The sequence below is a fragment of the Gaoshiqia sp. US2 genome (assembly GCF_059705485.1).
The window spans coordinates 1,967,780-1,990,222 of the sequence record NZ_AP048550.1; the positions used below are offsets into that span (position 1 = coordinate 1,967,780).

At 49.6% G+C, this 22,443-nt stretch carries 14 protein-coding genes; all 14 read left to right on the top strand.

Annotated features, from left to right (window positions below):
* The first annotated feature begins 40 nt into the window (after window positions 1-40).
* The 14 genes from AC6H3C_RS07740 (at window position 41) to AC6H3C_RS07805 (ending at window position 22,434) form a co-directional block, all read left to right on the top strand.
* Window positions 41-1,054: a hypothetical protein gene (locus tag AC6H3C_RS07740; RefSeq protein ID WP_497520153.1), complete on the top strand. Its 1,014-nt coding sequence runs from the start codon at window positions 41-43 to the stop codon at window positions 1,052-1,054.
* A gap of 366 nt (window positions 1,055-1,420) precedes the next feature.
* The gene (locus AC6H3C_RS07745; RefSeq protein ID WP_497520154.1) at window positions 1,421-3,802 is read left to right on the top strand and encodes a GH92 family glycosyl hydrolase; all 2,382 of its coding nucleotides are present in this window, start codon (window positions 1,421-1,423) and stop codon (window positions 3,800-3,802) included.
* A 35-nt stretch (window positions 3,803-3,837) separates the two neighbouring features.
* On the top strand, window positions 3,838-5,592 hold the full coding sequence (locus AC6H3C_RS07750) for a hypothetical protein (RefSeq protein ID WP_497520155.1): 1,755 nt from the start codon (window positions 3,838-3,840) through the stop codon (window positions 5,590-5,592).
* Window positions 5,593-5,642: 50 nt separating this feature from the next.
* Window positions 5,643-6,659: a uroporphyrinogen decarboxylase family protein gene (locus tag AC6H3C_RS07755; protein WP_497520156.1), complete on the top strand. Its 1,017-nt coding sequence runs from the start codon at window positions 5,643-5,645 to the stop codon at window positions 6,657-6,659.
* 38 nt (window positions 6,660-6,697) lie between these two features.
* Window positions 6,698-8,779: a DUF5054 domain-containing protein gene (locus tag AC6H3C_RS07760; RefSeq protein ID WP_497520157.1), complete on the top strand. Its 2,082-nt coding sequence runs from the start codon at window positions 6,698-6,700 to the stop codon at window positions 8,777-8,779.
* A 24-nt stretch (window positions 8,780-8,803) separates the two neighbouring features.
* The gene (locus AC6H3C_RS07765) at window positions 8,804-10,885 is read left to right on the top strand and encodes a DUF5054 domain-containing protein (protein ID WP_497520159.1); all 2,082 of its coding nucleotides are present in this window, start codon (window positions 8,804-8,806) and stop codon (window positions 10,883-10,885) included.
* Window positions 10,886-10,909: 24 nt separating this feature from the next.
* A complete protein-coding gene (locus tag AC6H3C_RS07770) occupies window positions 10,910-12,991 on the top strand; it encodes a DUF5054 domain-containing protein (protein ID WP_497520160.1) in 2,082 nt (693 codons plus the stop codon).
* Window positions 12,992-13,017: 26 nt separating this feature from the next.
* A complete protein-coding gene (locus AC6H3C_RS07775; RefSeq protein ID WP_497520162.1) occupies window positions 13,018-14,640 on the top strand; it encodes an alpha-L-fucosidase in 1,623 nt (540 codons plus the stop codon).
* A 41-nt stretch (window positions 14,641-14,681) separates the two neighbouring features.
* Window positions 14,682-15,731 carry an aldo/keto reductase gene (locus AC6H3C_RS07780; protein WP_497520163.1) on the top strand — a complete coding sequence of 350 codons (1,050 nt, stop codon included), beginning with the start codon at window positions 14,682-14,684 and terminating at the stop codon, window positions 15,729-15,731.
* A 249-nt stretch (window positions 15,732-15,980) separates the two neighbouring features.
* Window positions 15,981-17,012: a galactitol-1-phosphate 5-dehydrogenase gene (locus AC6H3C_RS07785; protein WP_497520164.1), complete on the top strand. Its 1,032-nt coding sequence runs from the start codon at window positions 15,981-15,983 to the stop codon at window positions 17,010-17,012.
* Between the two features lie 4 nt (window positions 17,013-17,016).
* Window positions 17,017-18,144, top strand: a complete 1,128-nt coding sequence (locus AC6H3C_RS07790) for a Gfo/Idh/MocA family protein (protein WP_497520166.1) — start codon at window positions 17,017-17,019, stop codon at window positions 18,142-18,144.
* Between the two features lie 17 nt (window positions 18,145-18,161).
* Window positions 18,162-19,730 carry an alpha-L-fucosidase gene (locus AC6H3C_RS07795; protein ID WP_497520167.1) on the top strand — a complete coding sequence of 523 codons (1,569 nt, stop codon included), beginning with the start codon at window positions 18,162-18,164 and terminating at the stop codon, window positions 19,728-19,730.
* A 3-nt stretch (window positions 19,731-19,733) separates the two neighbouring features.
* A complete protein-coding gene (locus tag AC6H3C_RS07800) occupies window positions 19,734-21,035 on the top strand; it encodes an MFS transporter (protein WP_497520169.1) in 1,302 nt (433 codons plus the stop codon).
* Between the two features lie 43 nt (window positions 21,036-21,078).
* Window positions 21,079-22,434 (top strand): DUF362 domain-containing protein, encoded by a 1,356-nt coding sequence (locus AC6H3C_RS07805; protein ID WP_497520170.1) that lies wholly within the window; start codon window positions 21,079-21,081, stop codon window positions 22,432-22,434.
* The last annotated feature ends 9 nt before the right edge of the window (window positions 22,435-22,443 follow it).

A 22,443-nucleotide genomic window follows, 5' to 3' on the forward strand; every position in this document is an offset into this window, starting at 1 on the left:
GTTAACCAAACATCCTGAAAAAGTTTTAAGTCTGTAAATTATGGAATTAGAAAACAACAAGGTATTGCTTCGGGTAAATTTGATGGGGGGATCCTATTTTGATTTTCATTTTAAAGATTTGCCTATAAACCCGATTAATTTTCTGACCAAGCACCCTGACCAGCCCGGTGTAATGGGCCATTTGCTTTGTTTCGACCGTTGGGGGCCGCCCACAGATTCGGAGAGGGCCAATGGGTTTCTCCATCACGGAGAGGTTAATTCCCAGGAATGGAAAATATTGCAAGGGCCACAAACCAAAGACGGTTTGACCGTTTGTTCCATGCAGTGCAGCTTGCCAATGGGAGGCCTGCAACTGACAAGAAAAATTGAGATGGCCGAAAACGAACCGGTGTTTTTCGTGACCGAGGAAATCAGGAACCTGAATAAATACGGCCGCATGTTCAATATTGTCCAGCATGTTACCATTGCCCCTCCGTTTCTCAACCGGTCGACACTGATTGACAACAATACCGAGAAAGGTTTTGAAGATAAGATGGATGGCAGCCTCGATCAGGAAGAACCTGTTTTGAAATGGCCTGAAGCAACTCACAACGGAGGAACGGTGAACTTTCGGCAGTTTCAGGATGAATGGCCATGCGTATCGTCTTTTGTATTCAGCCAAAATGACAAATACGGTTGGGTAACCGCTTGTAATCCTGAACAAAAACTGATGCTGGGGTACTTGTGGAAAACAGAAGATTATCCCTGGATTAATTTTTGGCGTTCGATGGAGAATGGCGTTCCTGTGGCTTACGGGATGGAATTTGGAACCACCGGGCTTCACGAAACTTTCCCGGTGGTTGCTAAAAAGGGGAAAATATTTGACCGGAATATCTACGCATTTATTGATGCCGATGAAGTTATCCGTAAATCTTTCACAGCTTTCCTGGCCAAAATACCTGAAGATTACAGCGGTGTCGGGAAAATTGAAGTCGGGAATGGCTCAATTGTCATCAAAGAAAAAGGCAGAACTTTACGGGACATAACCTATCTGTTTGGCAACCAGTATCTATAGCGATTAAAGACTATAGGTAACGCGTTATTTTATTTTGGAATTTTGCCACATTGTAAAAAGCATGGCGTTTCGGAGTTTATTTCTCCATGAATTAGTGACTGTTTAAATTTCATAAAATGGTTCCGTCAGGAACCATTTTATGAAATTTAAACAGTCATCTACAAAGCATATCCCGGCGAATGCCCGGTGATCAGCGGTGGGAAACGCATTACCGGCTGGCAGTTGTACGACGCCAAACTGAACATCTTTCGCAAAAATAGTACAAGGGCTTGCAAAAATGGTATTGGATAAGGTGTCGTGTAACAGGTACATTTGGGGTATTACATGCAAGAAGCTGTTTTTGAGTGTAAATAACCTAAAATGCTTATGATGAAACTGACAAAAGACATTATTTTACTGATCCTCGTTACAGGATGGTCCTTATTGCCATGTAACGCCCAGGAAACAGAAACCCCCGCCGACCTGGCCAATCCTTTGATCAATACTGTCGGCTGCCGGTTCGATTTCTTTGCTTCGGCCACAGTCCCAAATGGCATGGTAGCCCTAAGCCCGGATACCAAACACGGAGACTTATGGAGGTCGGGATACCAGTATGACGAGAAATTCATCTTTGATTTTTCACATGTCCATGATGCACAAACCGCCGGTATTCCGGTGATGCCGGTAACGGGAGAATGCAAAGGGCACCTGGGGCTGGAAGCCGGCAAGTCCCGGTTCAGCCACGAAAAGGAAGTGGTTAAACCGGGCTACCATAAAGTTTATCTTGAAGATTATGGCATAACAGCAGAACTGACGGCCACCTGCCGGGTGGGGATGCACCGCTACACATTTCCTGCTGCCAATGAAGCCCACATCCTGTTTGACCTGGGCGTGACCCTCGGGCCAACAAAAATGGATTACGCCTATGCCCGCCAGACAGGGCCTAATGAGATTGAAGGCTATTCGGTACTGGCCCCGACATTTAGGCGCAAAAAACCGTTCATCATCTACTTTGTAGCCCAGGCAAACAAACCGTTTGACGGCTTTGCCGGCTGGACGAGAAAGGATGAAAACAGTGTAGCTGAACTTGTAAAACCTGATGCGGGAATTGTTCAGGGTAAAGGAAGCGGCGTTTACCTGAGCTATCGTAACCTGAACAAAGGGGACCAGGTACTTTTAAAAGTAGCCATATCCCATGTCAGCGCCCAAAATGCCCGTTTGAACCTGGAAACAGAAGTGCCACACTGGGACTTTGACCGGGTTACCCAAGAAGCAAAGGAGGCCTGGAATAATTACCTGGGGAAATTTAGAATTGAAGGTGGCGCCCACGCCCAACAGGTGAAATTTTATACCGACCTGATGCACACCGCCGTTGGCCGGAGAGTGGCCAGCGACGTGGACGGCTCGTACACCGACTGGACCGGGCCGTTTCCTATAGTCAGGCAGGTGTCAGTAAAAAATGGTAAGCCGCAACGACATTTCATGGAATGGGACGGTTTGTGGGGAAGCCACTGGAACCTGAATATTTTGTGGTCGCTGGTTTACCCTGAAATCGGGAACTGGGTTGCCGAATCGGCGCTGGATTATTACCGCAATGCGGGAACGATGTCGCGCAGTTCCTGGGGGGGGAATTATTCATTCGTGATGGTGGGCGACCAGGTAGTGCCACTGCTGTCGGCGCTGATGTCAACCGGCAGGGCGACTTTTGATCTCGGATTGGCTTATGCAGCAGCCCGGAAAAACGCATTTCCGGGAGGAATACGCGACCGTTCAGGTTACGAAGTTGGTCCGAACCCTGTGGGCGGGGGTATGGACTGGTACACCACCCTGGGTTACGTTCCGGTGGAAGTTGCCGGGCGCAAAGGGGGCTGGCACCAGGGCGGAACGTCCATGACGCTTGAGTATGCTTACCAGGACTGGTGCCTGGCACAAATGGCAAAAAAACTTGGGAAGACAGCAGATGCTGACTTATTTTTTAAGCGGGCCGAAAACTGGCGTAATGTTTTCGACCCTTCGGTGGGCTGGGCCCGTCCGCGGCACGAATCGGGAAAATGGATGGACCCGTTTTCGCCTGTGGCAGAAGGCAAGGAAACAGGCAAGGCTTTCAATGCGCCGGGCTTTATCGAAGGAACTTCGGCCACTTACACATTTTATGTGCCGCAGAACGTGGAAGGCTTAATTCAGGCTTCGGGAGGAAGAAAGCCATTTGCCGATAGACTGGAATCAAATTTTATAAAAGCACAGCCTTTCAGGTTTGTCACTGATCACGGAGACCATGGCAGCGGTTGGGTCGATTACGAGAACCAGCCCTCCTGTGCAATGGCCCATCTGTTCAGCTATGCCGGTGCGCCCTGGAAAACGCAGTATTGGGTCCGGCAGGTGAAGGACCTGGCCTTTGGCGGAACCGATCCGTACAGTGGCTACAATGGCGATGAAGACCAGGGACAGATGGGGGCGCTTGGCGTATTGATGGCAGTCGGACTATTTGATGTACACGGCTGCGTTGGCGAAACGCCCATGCTGGAGATAACCAGCCCGGTTTTCGATAAAACAGCAATCACTTTTCCTTCACCTGAAAATCCCGGAACGGAAAAAGTTTTCGAAATGGTTGCAAAAAGAAAAAATCCCGGGGATATGTACATCCAGAACGTAAAATTAAATGGCAACACCTGGAACAGCTTTCAGTTTCCTGTTTCAGAATTCTTTAAGGGAGGCCGCATGGAAATTGAACTGGGTCCGAAACCCAACAAAAAGTGGGGAATCAAATAGAGCTGCATTAAAAACTTAATTTATAATAAAAGGTTATGGGAAAGAAACCATTCATAGTTTTGGTGGCCTTGTGTGCATTAATCGGCGCCGGTTGTTCACCAAAAAACAAACCTGCTGCCGCAGACCCATTCACATACAACCTCAACATGGTCCATCACAATCCGGGGAGAGCTCCTTTCAATACAAAATACAATGACCCGTATTACTTGAAAAAACAAGGCTTTAACGGACAGGTACCGAGGATATTCCTTCCCTGCGCTGTCACCTACAACTCGTTCGATCCGGAAATCATGCCCGAAGGTTCAAAAATCCGCATGGAGACCGAAGCTTACGCCCAACACCTTGATTCGATGTTCCACAGAGCAAAAATGGCAGGAATACCGGTATACCCGTTTACCGACCTGTTGGTAGTGCCTGGAACGATCAAGGCAAAGTACGGGAACGAAATGGGCGCGGAAAAGAAGGTAGACGATGAAAATGTTCTGGGAGGCACACGCCTGCAGTCAAGCATCCTCCGGCCCCGCACCGAAGAGATATTAAGGGTCCAACTGAGAGAAATATTCAAACGTTTTCCTGATCTTGACGGCCTGACCGCCCGCTTTGGCGAGACCTATATTCACGAATTCCCCGACTATGCCGGCGGAAGCCCTGCCGACACCAGGGAGGAACATATAAAGCTGATCAATATTCTTCGCGATGAAGTATGCGTAAAGCTGAATAAAAAAGTATTCTACCGGACATGGGGTTACGGAACGACAGGAAGCTTTCATACCGACACATCTTTTTACCTGGGAGTAACCAACGCCGTGGAGCCTCACCCTAACCTGATATTTTCGGTTAAGCATGTGAAGGGCGACTACATCCGTCTTCACGCTTTCAACCCCTGCCTGGGCATTGGCAGGCATAAGCAGATTGTAGAAATATCGTGCAATCCCGCCGGCTTATATGGCAAAAATGCCCATCCTTATTATATCGGGCAGGGAGTTATTGAAGGTTGGGAAGAATTTGCCTGGATAAAGAATGAAGGTCCCGCAGCTTGTTTACGCAACCTTATAAACCTTCCCCAAATGGCCGGAATATGCACATGGGCGCGTGGAGATGGATGGGAAGGCCCGTATCTCACTAACGAGCTTTGGGTTGACCTGAATATTCAGGTGTTTGACCGTTTTGCACGTGAACCCTGGCGTTCGGAGGAAGAATTATTTAATGAAGCTGCACAGGCGCGTTTTGGCGTTAAAGGTGAAGATTTGAAGAAGTTGCGCGAGCTTTGCCTGCTGTCGGCAACAGCCGTTATGCATGGACAGGCCACTGTTTACGCACATGTTTCGGATTGGTGGTGCCGTGATGAATACCTGACAGCCGTCGACCTGAAGCCGGTTGTAAAAGCAGGGAAAATAAAGGAAGCTCTGATGGAAAAGGATGAAGCTATAACAATGTGGAAAAAGATCGAATCACTTTCCCGCGAAATCCGTTTGCCCGACCCGGCTGATCAGGAATACCTCGAAGTATCGTCCACATACGGGCGTATCAAATACCAAATCATCGGGCAAATATGGAAAATGCAGTTGCTTGCTGCTGAATCAGAAATTACGGGAAATCCGTTTGACAATGCTACTATGCAAACCTACATTGCTGATTACGACAGGCTTTGGGAAGAATGGAAACAGTTGAAGGCAACACGCCCTGCCTGTCCCACGCTTTACCGCGATGATACGGCTGAGCATTGCCCATACCCCCCATTTCATGAAGTCCTTGAAAAATACAGGGAGAAAGTGGCGCTTGTCTTGTAAAAATCCAAATAAACTAAGTTTCAATAAATTAGTTTTAAAATGTAAGACACATGAACAGCAGAGAAAGAGTTATCCGTGCCATCCAGTTTGAGAATCCGGATAGGTTGCCGGTATCGCATGCCATCCTTCCGTCGGCTCAATACCATTACGGGGAGGAACTTTCCAAAGTCATCAACAAGTTCCACGAGGATTTCGGCTGGGGCCTTCTTCCCGACTTGCCCCGCGAGAAACTCCCGCCCTTGTATAAGCTGGGCAAACATTACGATGACTGGGGCACTTTGTGGTATGTTACCGAAGAAGGCCGTTGCGGCATCCCGGTCGAATTTCCGATAAATGCCGACTTATCCAATTACAATGATTATCAATGGCCGGAAATTTTTTCCGCAGGTGTGCCAAAATACAGGCTGTACAGCGGCCACATGACCGGGAAAAGTGATGACTATTACGCCCGGGGCGGCTGGATCGTGTTCTTCGAGCAAATGCAGCAGTTGGTTGGATTCGAAAACCTGCTTATGGCCTTGATGATGGAAACACCCGAAGTTTACCGGTTGCGCGACGACCTGTTGAAATTCAACCTGGCCTGGCTCGACAACTGGCTCGAGAAAGACTACCAGGGTCTGCACTTTGCCGACGACTGGGGCAGCCAGACCAACCTGCTGATCTCTCCCGAAATGTGGCGCTCGTTCTTCAAACCAGTTTACCGTGAAATGTTTTCGAAGGTAAAGGCGAAAGGTTCGCACGTGTGGTTTCACAGCGACGGCAACATCATCGACATCATCCCCGACCTGATCGAACTTGGAGTGGATGTGCTCAACTGCCAGGCCTCGGTGATTGGTATGGACAAAATGGGCCAATTTGCCGGCCAGATAGCCTTCCGCACCGACATCGACCGCCAGACGGTCTTGCCATTTGTGACGCCCTCGGAAGTGAAGGAATATATTTTTAAGCTTTTTCAAAAGCTGGGCACCCCCAACGGCGGGATTATCGCCTGCGGCGAGATTAGCGAGGACGTCCCGCTCGAAAACATCCAGGCGATGTACGAAGCATTCACTGAATTTAAATGGTAAAGCGGTGGATTTAGTTTCACACATTAATATTTAGTATTATGGATCGAAGAATTTTTTTAACACATGCAGGCGCTGTTCTCGGAACAGCATTGATAGGCCCCCGGCATTTGTTTGCAGGGCAGTACCCGGCTGGCGAAACTGTTGAGCGGGTGCATGTAATTTTCAAGACCCACCTGGATGTCGGGTTTACCGACCTGGCTGCCAACGTGGTCAACACCTATTTTGAACAATTTATTCCCCATATTTTGTCGTTGACCGAGCGGATAGCCTCAGAAGGAAAAGAAGACCGCTATCAGTGGACTATCGGTTCGTGGCTGGTTTACCGCTACCTGGAAGAAGCCTCGCCGGAGAACCGGCGCCGGATGGAACGGGCCATCGAACGGGGCGATTTCTTCTGGCACGGGCTGCCTTTTACGACCCATACCGAAATGATGGACCAGTCGCTTTTGAAGCTGGCAACATCCTATTCTTCTGTTCTTGATCAGCGTTTTGGCCGTAAAACGATAGCTGCGAAGATGACCGATGTACCCGGGCATACCCGTGGAATGGTACCTATAATGGCCGAAGCGGGCATCCAATTGTTTCATATCGGATCGAACCCTGCAAGTTGTATTCCTTCAGTGCCATCCCTTTTTATCTGGAAAAGCCCTGAAGGATCGGAACTGGCGGTGATGTACGACCACGACTACGGGGAGGTGTCGTTGCTTCCTGGAGGTAAAGTGGCGGTAGCCATCAATTTCACCCAGGACAATGAAGGCCCTCATACCCCTCAACAGATTTCGGCAATTTATGCTGACCTGAGAAAACAGTTTCCCAAGGCACGAGTCTATGCCTCCAATCTGAACGCAGTAGCAAAAGAAATCAGCCTCATACGCGATGGATTGCCGGTAGTAACTCAGGAAATTGGTGACACGTGGATACACGGGCCGGGCGGCGATCCGTTCCTGGTGTCCCGTTTCAGGGAATTGGCGCGGCTTCGGCGGGAATGGATCGAAAAAGGGGCGCTTACCGCGAACGGGGACGTGGACAGGACTTTCGGCAAATCACTGCTCTGTGTCCCGGAACATACCTGGGGGCTGGCGGTCCGTTATCTGAAACATTGGGATGTTTATGACATGCCAAAATTCCGTGCATCGCGCGATTTGCCCGAGTTTAAAAGAATGGAAAGTTCATGGATGGAAAAAAGGGGACTCATCGATCAGGCAATTGGCGCCCTTCCCCCTGAACTGAAAGCCGAAGCCAATGCCCGGCTGAAAACCCTGCGCCCCGAACGCCCCGGTACGCAGAAGATGAAGACAACCGATCCGCAAAAAGGAACATTTGATACGAAACATTTCAAGATCGGGTTTGACCCAAAAACCGGTGCAATCAACCTGCTCGAACACAAAAAAACGGGCAGGCAGTGGGCCGGGTCTTCACAAAATGCAGGGCAGTTCTCTTACCAGACTTTTTCTTCGCCTGATTTCGACCGGTTTATGAAGCAGTATACAACAGAGAAACTGCGCAACGAAGACTGGGTTCTCCGAAGCTGGGGCAAACCGGGATTGGAAAATTCGTCGGCCCAAAGCGGACTGTATTTTACCAGCCTGAAACAGTTGTGGCACGAAAGGCGAAAAGACGGCGATTTTTTCCTGGCCCAACTCGAAGTTCCCCAAACCGGCGATTCGGGATGCCCGAAGGAAATCATTGTTGAAACCTTCCTTCCCGACAGAGAACCAACAATGAATATTACTTTGAAATGGTTTAACAAGGCAGCTACTCGTTTGCCCGAAGCCTGCTGGTTTTCTTTTATACCTCCGGTATCGCCCGACGGGCAGTTCCTGATGGACAAAATGGGGCAAAAGGTATCGCCAATGGATGTGGCAGAAGGCGGGAACCGGAACATGCACGGGGTGATCAGCGGTGTATCCTACCAGGATAATCAAGGTAGCTTTCAGTTGGAAACCCCGGATGCCTTTTTGGTCGCACCGGGCAGGCGGTCATTGCTGGATTTCGACAAAAGCCAGCCCGACATGAATGGCGGACTTCATTTCTGTCTTTACAACAACGTGTGGGGCACTAACTTTACCATGTGGTACGAAGACGACATGCAGTTTAGGTTTGCAATGAACTTCGGATAATTTATAATTCAATTTTTAGGACGTATGGACAGGAGAATTTTTTTAACAAACACAGGTGCTGCGTTAGGGGCGGCATTAATCGCTCCCCGGCATTTGTTTGCAGGGCAGGGGCAGATTAACGAAGCCGTTGAGCGGGTACACGTTATTTTTAAAACTCACCTGGACGTTGGTTATACCGACCTGGCAGCCAATGTTATTAAAGCTTATTTTGACGAATTTATCCCCAATGTATTATCACTAACCGAGCAGATTGCCGCCGAAGGCAAGGAAGACCGTTACCAATGGACCACCGGTTCGTGGCTGGTTTACCGCTACCTCGAAGAAGCATCGCCGGAAAACCGGCGCCGCATGGAAAAGGCCATCGAACGGGGCGACTTCTTCTGGCATGGGTTGCCATTTACCACCCACACCGAACTGATGGACCAGTCGCTTTTCAAACTGGCAACCTCTTACTCTGCCGATTTGGACCGGCGTTTTGGCCGCAAAACGCTGGCCGCAAAAATGACCGATGTGCCTGGGCATACCCGGGGGATGGTTTCCGTATTGGCCGAATCGGGCATCAAACTGTTCCATGTAGGTGTCAACACCGCGAGCGCCATGCCTGAAGTCCCGTCTCTTTTTACCTGGAAAAGCCCGGACGGGGCAGAGCTTGCGGTAATGTACAGCCATGATTACGGGGGCATAGCCGTGCTCCCCGGGGGAAAAGCGGCCATATCGATTAATTTCACTTCCGACAATCATGGGCCTCATAAACCTGACCAAATGTCGAAGATTTATGCCGGTTTGCGGGAACAATTCCCCCAGGCAAAAGTATTTGCCTCCAACTTAAATGCAGTGGCCGGGGAAATACAGTTGTTGCGCGGCCAATTGCCGGTGGTGACGCAGGAAATTGGCGATACCTGGATTCACGGCCCGGGCAGCGACCCGCTTTTGATGGCCCGTTTCAGGGAGATATCGAGGCTGCGGAGAGAGTGGATCGGGAAAGGCAGCCTCCAGGCAAATGGGGAAGTAGACATGGCTTTCGGGAAGCATTTGATCAATGTAGCCGAACACACCTTTGGTTTAGCTGCCCGTTATCTTCAGCATTGGGATGTTTACGATATGCCAAAGCTTCGGGCATCGCGTCATCTTCCTGAATTCAGGAGATTTGAAGCGTCGTGGGCCGAAAAGCGCGCCAACATTGATCATGCAATTGCTACCTTGCCAGCGGGACTGAAAGCTGAGGCAGAATTGCGCATAAAATCACTCAAACCGGAAAAGACGGGCACAGCGAACCTCCGGCAGGTAAATTCGAATAAAGGTGTATTCAGGACAAAACATTTTAAAATAGGGTTTGATCCCCAAACCGGGGCATGTAATTTCCTCGAAAATAAACAAACGGGTAGGCAATGGGCATCTGTTTCACAAATGCTTGGATTGTTTTCGTACCAGACTTTTTCTACCCCTGATTTAAAAAGGTTTATGGAACAGTATGTTGTTGCAAATGTGATTCATGAGCAATGGGTTGATTACAGTTGGAACAAACCGGGATTGGAAAACTCTTCGGCCAAAAGCGCCCTGTACTATACCAGCCTGAAACAATTGTGGCATGAAAAGCGGGATGACGGGGAATTTTTCCTCGCCCAACTGGAAATTCCCGAAGCGGGAGATTCGGGTTGCCCGAAGGAAATCTTTGTTGAAACGTTCCTCCCGGATAGTGAACCAGTCCTGCAAATGACGTTAAAATGGTTTGGAAAACCTGCCATGCGAATGCCCGAAGCCTGCTGGTTTTCCTTCATTCCCGCGGAAATTTCCGACGGACAGTTTTTGATGGACAAGATGGGCCAGCCTGTTTCGCCGCAGGATGTAGTAGTTGGAGGCAGCCGAAACTTTCATGGAGTGATTGACGGCATTTCGTATAAAGACAGTCAATCAGGATTTGAGTTGGAGACGCTGGATGCTTTCCTGGTTGCACCGGGCAAAAAGGCCTTGCGTGAATTTGACAAAAAGCAACCTGACATGGCAGGAGGCTTGCACTTTTGTTTGTCCAATAACCTCCGGGGCAACAACTACACCTTGTGGTTCGAAGACGACATGCAGTTCAGGTTTGCAATGAACTTCGGATAATTTGTAATTCAATTTTTAGGACGTATGGATAGGAGAAATTTTTTAACAAACACAGGCGCTGCGTTAGGGGCGGCATTAATCAGTCCCCGGCATTTGTTTGCAGGGCAGGGGCAGGTTAACGAAACCGTTGAACGGGTTCACGTGATTTTCAAGACCCACCTGGACATCGGGTTTACCGACCTGGCATCTAACGTGGTAAAAACTTATTTCGACAAATTTATCCCCGGGGTTTTATCGCTGACGGAAAATATCAGGAAAGAAAACAAAAGCGACCGCTATACCTGGACCACCGGCTCATGGCTGATCTACCGTTACCTGGAAGAAGCTTCGCCCGATGACCGCCGCCGGATGGAACAAGCTATCGAGCGGGGCGATTTCTTCTGGCACGGGCTTCCTTTCACGACCCACACCGAACTGATGGACCAGTCGCTGCTTAAACTCGCGACTTCTTACTCTGCCAGTTTAGACCGGCGTTTCGGGCGCAAAACGCTGGCCGCGAAAATGACCGATGTACCCGGGCATACCCGGGGAATGATTCCGGCAATGGCAGAGGCCGGGATTGAATTGCTGCACGTTGGAATGAATGATTCGAGCGCCGTCCCGGATGTCCCGCCCCTGTTTACATGGAAAAGCCCCGACGGAACAGAGCTTACGGTAATGTGCCAGTCAGGCTACGGGGGTGTCCTTGTCCTTCCCGGGGGAAAAACGGCTGTTTCAATCAGTTTTACGCAGGACAACCTTGGCCCTCATACCCCGGAACAAATAGCGGGTATTTACTCAAAACTGAGGGCGCAATTTCCAAAAGCAAAAGTTTTTGCGTCCGATATGAATTCTCTGGCCCGCGAAGTTAGCTCACTGCGCGCCCATCTGCCTGTTGTGACCGGCGAAATTGGCGACACGTGGATGCAGGGAACAGGCAGCGATCCCCTAATGATAGCCCGGTTTCGCGAGCTGTCGCGTTTGCGGCAGGACTGGATAAGCACGGGAAAGCTGGCGGCAAATGGCGATATTGACATGGCCTTTGGAAAGCATTTCCTTTGCATTCCCGAACACACCTGGGGGCTGGCAATCCGGTTCCTGAAACGCTCGCCTGTCTACAACATGGACGATTTTCGCGTTGCCCGGAAGAGCCCGGAATTCAAATTGCAGGAAAAATCGTGGGAAGATAAGCGGGCTTTTCTTACTGATGCCATCCATTCGCTGCCCCCGGCACTGGCCGTTGAGGCCAACCTCCGGATCAAATCTCTTGTTCCGCTACGAACCAGTCCCAACAAAATGAACGAAACCGCTTCCGGCGGCGCCGTGAAGAAAACCAGGCATTTCAGGATTGGATTCGATGCAAAAACCGGCGCTATTTGTCATCTCGAACACTTGAAAACCGGCAGGCAATGGGCCGGCGCCCAACAATTGCTGGGCTTGTTTTCGTACCAGACTTTTTCGCAGACCGACTACGACCGTTGGATGGAGCAATATGTCAATCCTGAAATCCGTCATTTAGACTGGGTGATCGATAACCGGACCAAGAGGGGACTTGATAAATCGAATGCAAAAAGTGCGTTATACCTGCCGGTTCTTAAAAAATCATGGCGCGAAAAACGCGACGGCGGCGAATTTTTCCTTTCCCTCCTCGAAGTCCCCGGAACAGGCGACTCGGGCTGTCCCCGTGAAATCATGCTGGAAACCTTTTTGCCCGGCGACAAGGCGGAAGTGCAGTTCACCCTGAAATGGTTTAAAAAAGAAGCCAGCCGGTTGCCCGAAGCGATGTGGTTTTCTTTCACTCCGGTCGTGGATGCGAACGACCAATGGGAAATGGATAAAATGGGGCAGAAAATCTCTCCGCGGGATGTGGTTAAAAACGGCAACCGGAACCAGCATGGCATAATCAGCGGCGTTTCGTGCCGGAGCGGAAAGAACAGCCTTGAGTTGGGGGCGTTGGACGCTTTCCTGGTGTCGCCAGGCCGCAGGTCGCTGCTTACTTTCGACAACCGGCAACCCGACCCCACAGGAGGAATGCACTTCAACCTGTACAACAACGTGGTTAACACAAACTGGCGGCAATGGTTCGACGACGATATGCAGTTCAGGTTTACACTGAGTTTCGGATAATTTGTTCAATGCTTAAAATGATCGGAATGAAATCAACTTATTTTAAATGGATTTTGTTTTTTGCTTTAAACAGTTCGCCTTTTTTGAGCGCAACCTATGCTCAAAATCAAATGGAACAGCCTGTCCGCCCGCAAAACTGGAAGCAGGTAAAGTACAAATACTCCATAGAACAGCTTCGCGACCGTTACTCGGAGAGCATGATGAAAAATGCCCAAGCTGATGTTAAAAATCTGGAGGAAGTCAATAACAGCGGCAAATGGAAACCCACGTACGAATCACTGAACAACCGCGCAATCCCGGAATGGATTGCCGATGCCAGGTTCGGTATATTTCTTGACTGGGGTCCGTGGTCGGTTGCCGGGTACAACAACCGGAAAGGGACGCATTATTACCCGGACTGGTACGAGTGCCACATGCGGAAGGATTCTGTGGTAAGGGCCTATCACGATAAATTCTGGGGCAACGATTTCCGCTCCGATGATTTTTTGCCCCTGCTGACCGGTAAAGATTTGGATGCGGAAAAATATGTACGCCTGGCCCGGGAATGCGGGGCAAAATACTTTATACCTTTTGTACGCCACCATGCCGGGTGGACGTTGGGGAATTCAAAATATACCTTCCGCAATGCCGTTGAGATGGGTCCCCGCCGCGACATCTACCGGGAATTTGCAAATGCCTGCAAAGCAAACGGCCTTAAAATGGGACTCTACACTACTCTGGCCGAATGGGAATATCCGGTGATCATGCCCGACGGGAACCTCGGCGTTTGCGAATGGGGCATCAACAAACCAGGGTTCGATTCCGATAAGATGAACGGCATCTGTTCGGGCAAAATTCCGGTAAAAGATTACGTGAACGACTATTTGCTGCCCGTCACCAAAGAAGCCATTGACAACTATGACCCCGATATCCTGTGGTTTGACGGGGAATGGAGCCGGTCGAAAGAATTCTGGAGAAGCCTCGACCTGACCGCCTATTTCTTCAACCAGGCCGAAGGGCGGAAACCGGTTGTGGTAAACGACCGGCTGGGCGAAAAAACCAGGGGCCGGGAAAAAGATGCCGGCACTACGGCCCCGAAGTTTTCGGTGTGGAGCAGCGAATATCTTGAAATACTGAAACCTACGGCCCATTTATGGGAAGAGAACCGGTCGATAAGCCCGGCATACGGATACTATTGGATGGATAATGAAGAAACGACCTTGTCAGCCCGCGAACTGGTCAGATTACTTGTCGCTACGGTGGCCAACAACGGAAACCTGCTTTTAATCATAAACCCGACCGGCACAGGCTTCCTGCCCAAAATACAGGAGAAAAGGCTGCGCGAACTGGGCGACTGGCTGAAAGTAAACGGCGAGGCCATCTATTCGTCGCGGCCATGGACCAAATCTGTTGATGGGGAGCAGCATTTTACCCGGAGCAAAGACGGCGGTTTTGTTTATGTTACCACAATGGTTTGGCCAGGCGAAACATTTAAAGTAAACGGCCTGACACCGGTTCCGGGATCGAAAGTTACCATGCTTGGCGTTGACAAACAATTGGCCTGGAAGCAGGAAGGCCCCAATGTAAGCATCGCGGTCCCTGCTGCTTTGCAGGACGAAAGCAAAAGGCCGTGCAAGCACGGGTGGGTTTTCAGGGTGCAGGTAAAATAATCTGGCGCCAATTACTTTTCAATACATCAAATAAAAACTATATGGAGTATAATTTAATCCGGTCTTCCGGTTTGAAATTGTCAGTTATTGGTACTGGCTGCTGGACATTCGGAGGAGGTGACTATTGGGGAGCCCAGGACCAGAAAGATGCTACTGATGTTGTTCATGCCTCGGTGGCCAATGGTATCAATTATTTCGACACGGCCGAACTTTATAACGAAGGGCGGAGCGAATCTTCCCTGGGGATTGCTATAAAAGGATTGTCGCGCGATAAGCTGATCATTGGCTCCAAGGTATCGCCATCGAATGTTTATAAGGGCGTGCTGGAACAACACTGCGAAGCGTCGCTGAAACGTCTTGGCATTGATTACATCGATATCTACATGATCCATTGGCCGGTTCATCCGCAATCAATCAGGCATTTTACAACCGATGAAACGGTAATCAACCATCCGCCCACAATCGATGAAGCCTTGGAATCGATGCTTAAACTTCAGAAGGATGGCAAAATCAGGCACATTGGCATCAGTAATTTCAGCAAAACCCGTATGGAACGTGATATTCCGGCGAATGTAACGATTGCTGTAAACGAATTGCCGTACAATTTGCTCTGCCGGGCGGTTGAGTATGACACCTTGCCCTACTGCACACAGAACGGGATTGGGGTGATTGGCTACATGACTTTGCTCCAGGGAATTCTGACCGGCAAATATGCCTCGCTTGCGGATGTTCCGGAATGGCAGCGCCGTACCAGGCATTTCAACAGTGCACGAACCCCCAAATGCCGTCACGGCGAGCCGGGTTTTGAACAGGAAACTGCCGAAGCGCTGAAAGGAATTGAAATGATTTCACGGAAATACGGTATAAAAATGTCGGAACTGGCCACCCGGTGGGCCATTCATTCCGGACTTACCTGCGCGCTGGTTGGCGCCCGAAATGCAAAACAGCTCGAAGAAAACGTAAAAGCGCTCGACGCCCCGGTCTTTCCTGAAATCATTCAGGAGATGAACGAAGTGACTGAAAATCTGAAAGAAAAGCTCGGTAATAATTTCGACTATTACGAAAGTGCCGGCAATGACAGAACGATATAAAAAATGATTTTATGGGTTCAACCCTTCCAGGGTTGTTGCTTGTTTTTTCATTTTCCACGGGTTAACACCCGCGGTTATTCAAATTTAATCCTTTCAGGATTTTTTAAACCACGAAGGTGGTTTAATCTGAATTAACCCCGTACGAAGTGCGGGGTATGACAAAAAAATACAAAAAGAACCCCGAAGTACCCGCCTGCCGGGCGAGGCAGGGGTTCAACTTGAATTAAACATTGTAAAAACAACCATACGATGAAAGCATTAGTTTTAACCGAATACAAAAAATTTGAATTGCTCGATGTGCCCGTTCCGGCCATTCAGCCCGACGAGGTGTTGGTGCGCGTGAAGGCCGCGGGAATTTGCGGAAGCGATGTGCACGGCATGGATGGCAGCACCGGGCGGCGCATCCCGCCCATCATCATGGGGCACGAGGCCGCCGGGGTCATCGAAACCGTTGGTGCGCACGTCGACCGGTGGAAGGTTGGCGACCGGGTTACGTTCGACTCGACCATTTACCGGCTCGACGACTGGTACACCCGCAAAGGAATGTACAACCTGAGCGATAACCGCATGGTGCTGGGCGTTTCGTGCGCCGAATTTAAACGCGAGGGCGCTTTTGCCGAGTATGTGGCCGTTCCGCAACATATTTTATACAAATTGCCCGAAAAGGTGAGCTTCGAACAGGCTGCCATGGTCGAGCCGGTTGCCGTTGCGCTTCATGCCGTTAACCTGACCCAAATTTCGGTAAACGATACCGCTGTTGTTGGAGGTACGGGGATGATCGCACTTTTCGTTATCCAACTCCTGAAACTGGCAGGCTGCGGACAGGTCATCACCTTCGACATTGATCAGGACCGACTCGATTTAGCCTTGAAACTTGGGGCGACCCATGCTTTTAAAGTAGATGAGATCAATGTTTCAGAAGAGGTTAAAAAACTGACCAACGGGCGTGGCGCGGACATTGGTTTTGAAGTGGTTGGCATTACACCGATTTTAAAAACCGTGATTGAATCCGTACGAAAAGGGGCTCAGGTTACTTTGGTGGGAAATTTATCGGCCAATGTAGAGCTACCGCTTCAGCAGGTAGTAACCCGGCAGTTGAAAATTCAGGGAAGCTGCGCCATTTGTGGCGAGTACGAACCGGCGCTCGATTTAATCAATCGGGGTTTGATCGAAATTGATCCATTGGCCAGCGCTGTTGTTCCGCTTGACGAAGGGGCCGAATGGTTCAACCGTCTGCACAATCGCGAAAAAGGCCTGATGAAAGTAATTTTAAAACCATGACCGAATGACCAGCCGAAAAGTAAAAACCGCGATTATTGGATGCGGAAAAGTGTCGCACCTTCATGTAGCCGCCCTGAAGCAGGGAAATAATACCGAACTCACGGCCATTTACAGCCGTTCGATTGAAAAAGCGCAGGAATTTGCCGGTAAATATGGAATTCTTGCTTTCAATGATATGGAAAAAATGATCAGGACAGCCGGAATCGAGTCGGTAGTGATTTGTACCCCGCATCCTTTTCATGCCGAAGCAGTGATTTCGGCGGCTAAAGCCGGAGCGCATTGTTTGGTTGAAAAGCCATTGGCTTCATCGCTTCAGGATTGTGATGCCATGATCCGGGCCTGCAGGGAAAACAAGGTTAAGCTTGGGGTTGTAAGCCAGCGCAGGTTTTATGCGCCGGTACAACGTGTGCGTAAAGCGATTGACGGAGGCAAAATAGGCCAGCCGTCTTTCGGGACAATCAATATGCTTGGCTGGCGCGATAAAGCCTACTACGACAGCGATGAGTGGCGCGGCACCTGGAACATGGAGGGCGGGGGAGTCCTGGTGAATCAGGCGCCGCACCAACTCGATATTTTTCAATGGCTGATGGGGCCGGTTGACGAGGTTTACGGCGTTTGGCGAAACCTGAACCACCCATACATCGAAGTTGAAGACACCGCCGTAGCCATCGTAAAATTTAAAAGTGGGGCCATCGGTAATATCATTGTGAGCAATTCACAGAAACCGGGGATATATGGTAAAGTACATGTACATGGCAGCAATGGAGCTTCGGTAGGCGTTCAAACCGATGGCGGGGCCATGTTTATTGCCGGGATGTCGTCGATTGCCGAGCCGCCGGTAAACGATCTTTGGACTGTGCCAGGAGAGGAATCCATGCTGGACGTATGGAAAGATGAAGACTCCGCTTTTTTCAATTCCATCAATGCCATGGAATATTACATGATGCTTCAGCATGAAGATTTTGCAGAGGCGATCGTTGACGACCGGAGCCCTATGGTTTCGGGAGAAGACGGCCGCGTGACCGTAGAGCTTTTTACTGCGATCTATCGGTCGCAGCGGGACAACAATTCCATAAAGTTCCCGATCGAACCGGAATATGAACGTAACGATTTTGATGGAAGATTAAAATAAACTAAACTGACTACATTATGAGCAACAAAACTAAAAGAAGAAATATTCCATTCCTTTTGGCACTATTGATTTTAGTTGGTCTTCAGGAGGTGGCATATTCACAAACCAAGGCCGATTCGCTGGAGAGAAGCAGGCACTACCTGCCAAAGAGCGACCGTGTATATAGTTACACCAGCGGGTATGTTGAAGACGACCCCGTTCCTGAATACCAGTGGGCTTCGCCGAAGGCTTACGAAGATTTTAACGACATGAAGTATGGTATCCGCATCCATTGGGGAATTTATTCCATTACGCAGCAGCCCAAAGAATCGTGGCCGTACCTGAAATTGCCCTATGCCGAAAAGCAGGCCTACAACGAGCTGTACAAGACCTGGAACCCGCAAGGCTTTGATGCCAACGAATGGATGGACTTGTTTGCCGAATCCGGAATGAAAATGTTTGCTTTCACAACCAAGCATCACGAAGGGTTTTCCATGTTCGATACCAAAACCAGGGTGAAACGCCGGGTAAACTACACGGCTCCCGGTGGTCCGGTTATTGAAGATTGTGACCTGGCATACAGCATCATGGAAACACCTTTCAAACGCGATGTGGTGAAGGAACTGTGCGATGCCGCCCACAAAAAGGGAATAAAGATTGACCTCTATTTTTCGCATCCCGACTGGTATGACGCCGATTTCAGACCATACATCTGGCACCCCGTACAAGTGCCCTCGTCTGATAAGTTAACTGCCCGCTTTATTGATCTCAAGCCCCAGGGAGGGTTTAACTGGGGCGATGGACCGGTCGTGGCTCCCGACCCTACCCCGGAAGAAGTTGACCGGATGATGAAACGGCATCGCGACCAACTGGTGGAACTTCTTACAAACTACGGCAAAATTGACATGGTTTGTCTCGATATGTGGTTCGGCCCTTCAATTTGGCCCAAACTACGCGAAACGATGCTTGAACTCCGAAAAATTCAGCCCGACGTGATGTTCCGCGCCCGTGGAATTGGCAATTATGGAGACTATTACACACCCGAGGGATTTGTTCCGGGCGATAAAGAGAACACTCAAGTTCCGTGGTTTGTAATTTACCCGCTGGGGCGTTATTTCTCGTATGAGTCCGATTCAGCGCATCATAAAGGGGCTAAATGGATTGTACAGAATATTATCGATTGCGCCGCGAAGGGTGGTAATTTCATGGTTGGGGTCGGCCCCGATGGAAACGGAAAATTCCACCCGACAGCTGTTGCACAGCTTAAGCAGGCGGGAAAATGGCTGAAAGTAAACGGAACATCCATATATGCCACAAGGGCACGCGAGTCCGAATTCTGGAAAGAGGGTGACAACATCCGTTTTACCCGGTCGAAGGACCACAAAACCACTTTTGCCCATTGTCTGGAATGGCCCGTGGAGCAACTGGCGCTCAAGACTGTGAAACCTAAAAAGGGGACGACAATTTATTTCATGGGTTCCAACACTCCGGTAAAATGGAAATACGATGAGAAAGCCGGTCTTACCATAGCAACTCCCGCCACACTTCTGAACAGTATCCCAGAGGCAGAACGGCTGGCCTTCACGTTCAAAATAGAATGTCAGTAAAAAATGTTGAGGAAAAATTCATTTAATACACCGGGGGAAAAGCTCAGCCGCATGCGTTGGGTAATGATTTCTTTTGCCTTTGTGGCAACTGTTTTGAATTACCTTCACCGCTTGTCTTTCAATTACCTCACGGCCAAAGGGCCGCTTCACGATTTGATTCCTGATGAGGCTTTCGGGTATATATCAACAGCTTTTTTTATTGCCTACATGGTTTCCAACGCCTTTTCCGGATTTATTATTGACCGCCTGGGAACAAAAATTGGCTATTCCTTGTCCATGGCATTCTGGACAACCGCCGGATTGCTGCACGCCGTGGCGAAGGCTCCCTTTCAGTTCGGGATATTCCGTTTTCTCCTGGGCTTGGGCGAAGCCGGAAACTGGCCTGCTGCCATCAAGCTATCGAGCGAATGGTTCTCTCCGGAAGAACGGTCAACAGCTACCGGTATTTTTAACAGCGGGGCGGCAGTTGGCGCCATTGTTGCGCCACCCCTTATCGCCTGGCTGGGGATTTCGTTTGGCTGGCAAACCACTTTTTTGGTAATCGGGGTGCTTGGGTACCTCTGGCTGGCCGCTTTCTGGTTTACTTATTACACTCCTGAGAAGGCTGCCAATGCCCCGAAATTAAAGCCTGTTCCCGCGTTGAAACTCTTAAAGTCGAGATTTGTTCTTTCGCTTACCCTTTCAAAAGTATTTATCGATCCGGTGTGGTATTTCATTACGTTCTGGATTGGCCGCTACCTGGCCGATGTTCACGGCTGGAACCTTGCTTCCATTGGAATGTTCGCCACCATCCCGTTTATTGTTGCCGACCTGGGAAATATTCTCGGAGGGCTTTTCACTCAGTACATCATCAAAATGGGAATACCAATTCCCAAAGCGCGCAAAATGGCTGTGGGAATATTTGGCTCGGTAATGGCGCTGGCGCTTATTTCGGGCCCCTGGGTAATTGTTTCCCCAACCTCCGCGCTTGTTGTTCTGGCCATTGCCGGGTTTGGGTATGCTTCGTATACCGCAAATACGATGGCATTCCCCGGCGATGTGGTTCCTTCGGGCGCTACAGCTTCGGTATGGGGCGTGGCGAGCGTGGGAGCAGGCTTGGGGGGAGCTCTGTTTCAGGCGTTATCAGGGGTGGCTGTAAAAAACATATCGGCCGTTCATGGTTATTCGGCGGCCTATAATTCTGTTTTTCTGGGTTATGGCATTATTGCGTTTGTTGGCCTTTTTATCGTGCTGTTTGTAATGGGGCCGCTGGTCAGGAATCCGGAACTGAACGAACTGGTGGAAGAAGTTTCAGAAATCAGATGATATAACTGAAATATATTAACAACATATTAAAATGTAGACAGAAATGAAGAATACCAATTGTTTAGCAGGAAAACCTACGCACCGGCGTTCGTTTGTTGCCTCGTTGTTTACAGGGATTCTGTGGGGAACGTTTTTCCGAAAAGGAATGGCTGCCGCAAATCTTTCCGCAGAACCGGAATTTCCAAAGTTTGTTTCGCCTGAAGGCCCCAATAACCCCTTTGGGGTCGCACGGGGCATTGCACCGGGCAGGGTGGTGTGGGCTTACGACCCCCTCGCAGTGCTATGGGACGGAACTTCGGGGCATTGGTGGGACGAAGCTTCGAACGATCTTTCGCGGATTGCCAGCATGTTCTCAAAATCGATCAGGGGTGTCTCCGGCGAAAAATCGGATAAAAAAGCCTGGAATGCCCTGTTTGTTCATTTTAACAAGAACCGGGAAAAAGGGAGCGTGGGTTATTCAGAAGGAGAGAAAATTGCAATAAAAATCAATCTCAACAACGACCGCACCAGTTATGACGATACCCCTTGGATCAACACTTCTCCTCAAGTAATTTATGCTGTATTGGAGGGGCTGGTAAAAGATGCGGGTGTGGACGAGGAAGATATTACCATTTTTGATGCTGTGCGGTACATTACCCCGCATTTTTACGATTACATTCACCGGGCATTCCCGGGCGTGAAGTTTGTCGACGGCTACGGCGGCCTGCCAGGAAGGTCCAAATGCCAATGGATAGCAGATAAAATCACGTATGCGGTAGAAAATAAGTGTGGTCGCGGTATCGCCGCCTGTGCCGTTGAAGCCGACTACCTCATCAATATCTATACGGCCAAGGGGCATCCGGCAACCGGCGTAACCCTCAGCGCCAAAAACCATTACGGGAGTATCAACGGGCGCGACCACAATTTTATCAAAGGTTTCAAAATGGGCTATGACCAATATAACCCCTTAGTTGAACTAATGGGGCACAAAGACCTTGGAGGGAAGACCATGCTGTATGTTTGCGATATGCTTTATAGCTGTTATCATTCGGATGCGCTGCCCATTAAGTGGAAAATGGCCCCGTTTAACGATTCATGGCCGGCGAGCCTGATTGTTTCACAAGACCCCATTGCCTGCGATTCGGTTGCCACCGATTTCCTGACCGCCGAATTCGATTCGAGGACTGATATCCCGAAAGGTGTCAATACCGGCTTTAAAGTGGACATGAGCAATTGCGATACGCTCTTGCACGAAGCTGCCCGGGCCGATAATCCCCCCTCGAAAGTGGCTTATGCCCCTCATGGCGATGGGATACGCATGCAAAGTCTGGGCGTTCACGAACATTGGAACAACGCTGCCGATAAAAAGTACTCCGGAAATTTGAGGAAAGACCAGGGAATTGAATTAGTGCAAGTATAAAATTTCAAT

What these genes read in the sequence shown, in the direction of transcription:
- AC6H3C_RS07740 (WP_497520153.1), top strand. Translation starts at nt 41, where the DNA reads ATGGAATTAGAAAACAACAAGGTATTGCTTCGGGTAAATTTGATGGGG.
- AC6H3C_RS07745 (WP_497520154.1), top strand. Translation starts at nt 1,421, where the DNA reads ATGATGAAACTGACAAAAGACATTATTTTACTGATCCTCGTTACAGGA.
- AC6H3C_RS07750 (WP_497520155.1), top strand. Translation starts at nt 3,838, where the DNA reads ATGGGAAAGAAACCATTCATAGTTTTGGTGGCCTTGTGTGCATTAATC.
- AC6H3C_RS07755 (WP_497520156.1), top strand. Translation starts at nt 5,643, where the DNA reads ATGAACAGCAGAGAAAGAGTTATCCGTGCCATCCAGTTTGAGAATCCG.
- AC6H3C_RS07760 (WP_497520157.1), top strand. Translation starts at nt 6,698, where the DNA reads ATGGATCGAAGAATTTTTTTAACACATGCAGGCGCTGTTCTCGGAACA.
- AC6H3C_RS07765 (WP_497520159.1), top strand. Translation starts at nt 8,804, where the DNA reads ATGGACAGGAGAATTTTTTTAACAAACACAGGTGCTGCGTTAGGGGCG.
- AC6H3C_RS07770 (WP_497520160.1), top strand. Translation starts at nt 10,910, where the DNA reads ATGGATAGGAGAAATTTTTTAACAAACACAGGCGCTGCGTTAGGGGCG.
- AC6H3C_RS07775 (WP_497520162.1), top strand. Translation starts at nt 13,018, where the DNA reads ATGAAATCAACTTATTTTAAATGGATTTTGTTTTTTGCTTTAAACAGT.
- AC6H3C_RS07780 (WP_497520163.1), top strand. Translation starts at nt 14,682, where the DNA reads ATGGAGTATAATTTAATCCGGTCTTCCGGTTTGAAATTGTCAGTTATT.
- AC6H3C_RS07785 (WP_497520164.1), top strand. Translation starts at nt 15,981, where the DNA reads ATGAAAGCATTAGTTTTAACCGAATACAAAAAATTTGAATTGCTCGAT.
- AC6H3C_RS07790 (WP_497520166.1), top strand. Translation starts at nt 17,017, where the DNA reads ATGACCAGCCGAAAAGTAAAAACCGCGATTATTGGATGCGGAAAAGTG.
- AC6H3C_RS07795 (WP_497520167.1), top strand. Translation starts at nt 18,162, where the DNA reads ATGAGCAACAAAACTAAAAGAAGAAATATTCCATTCCTTTTGGCACTA.
- AC6H3C_RS07800 (WP_497520169.1), top strand. Translation starts at nt 19,734, where the DNA reads ATGTTGAGGAAAAATTCATTTAATACACCGGGGGAAAAGCTCAGCCGC.
- AC6H3C_RS07805 (WP_497520170.1), top strand. Translation starts at nt 21,079, where the DNA reads ATGAAGAATACCAATTGTTTAGCAGGAAAACCTACGCACCGGCGTTCG.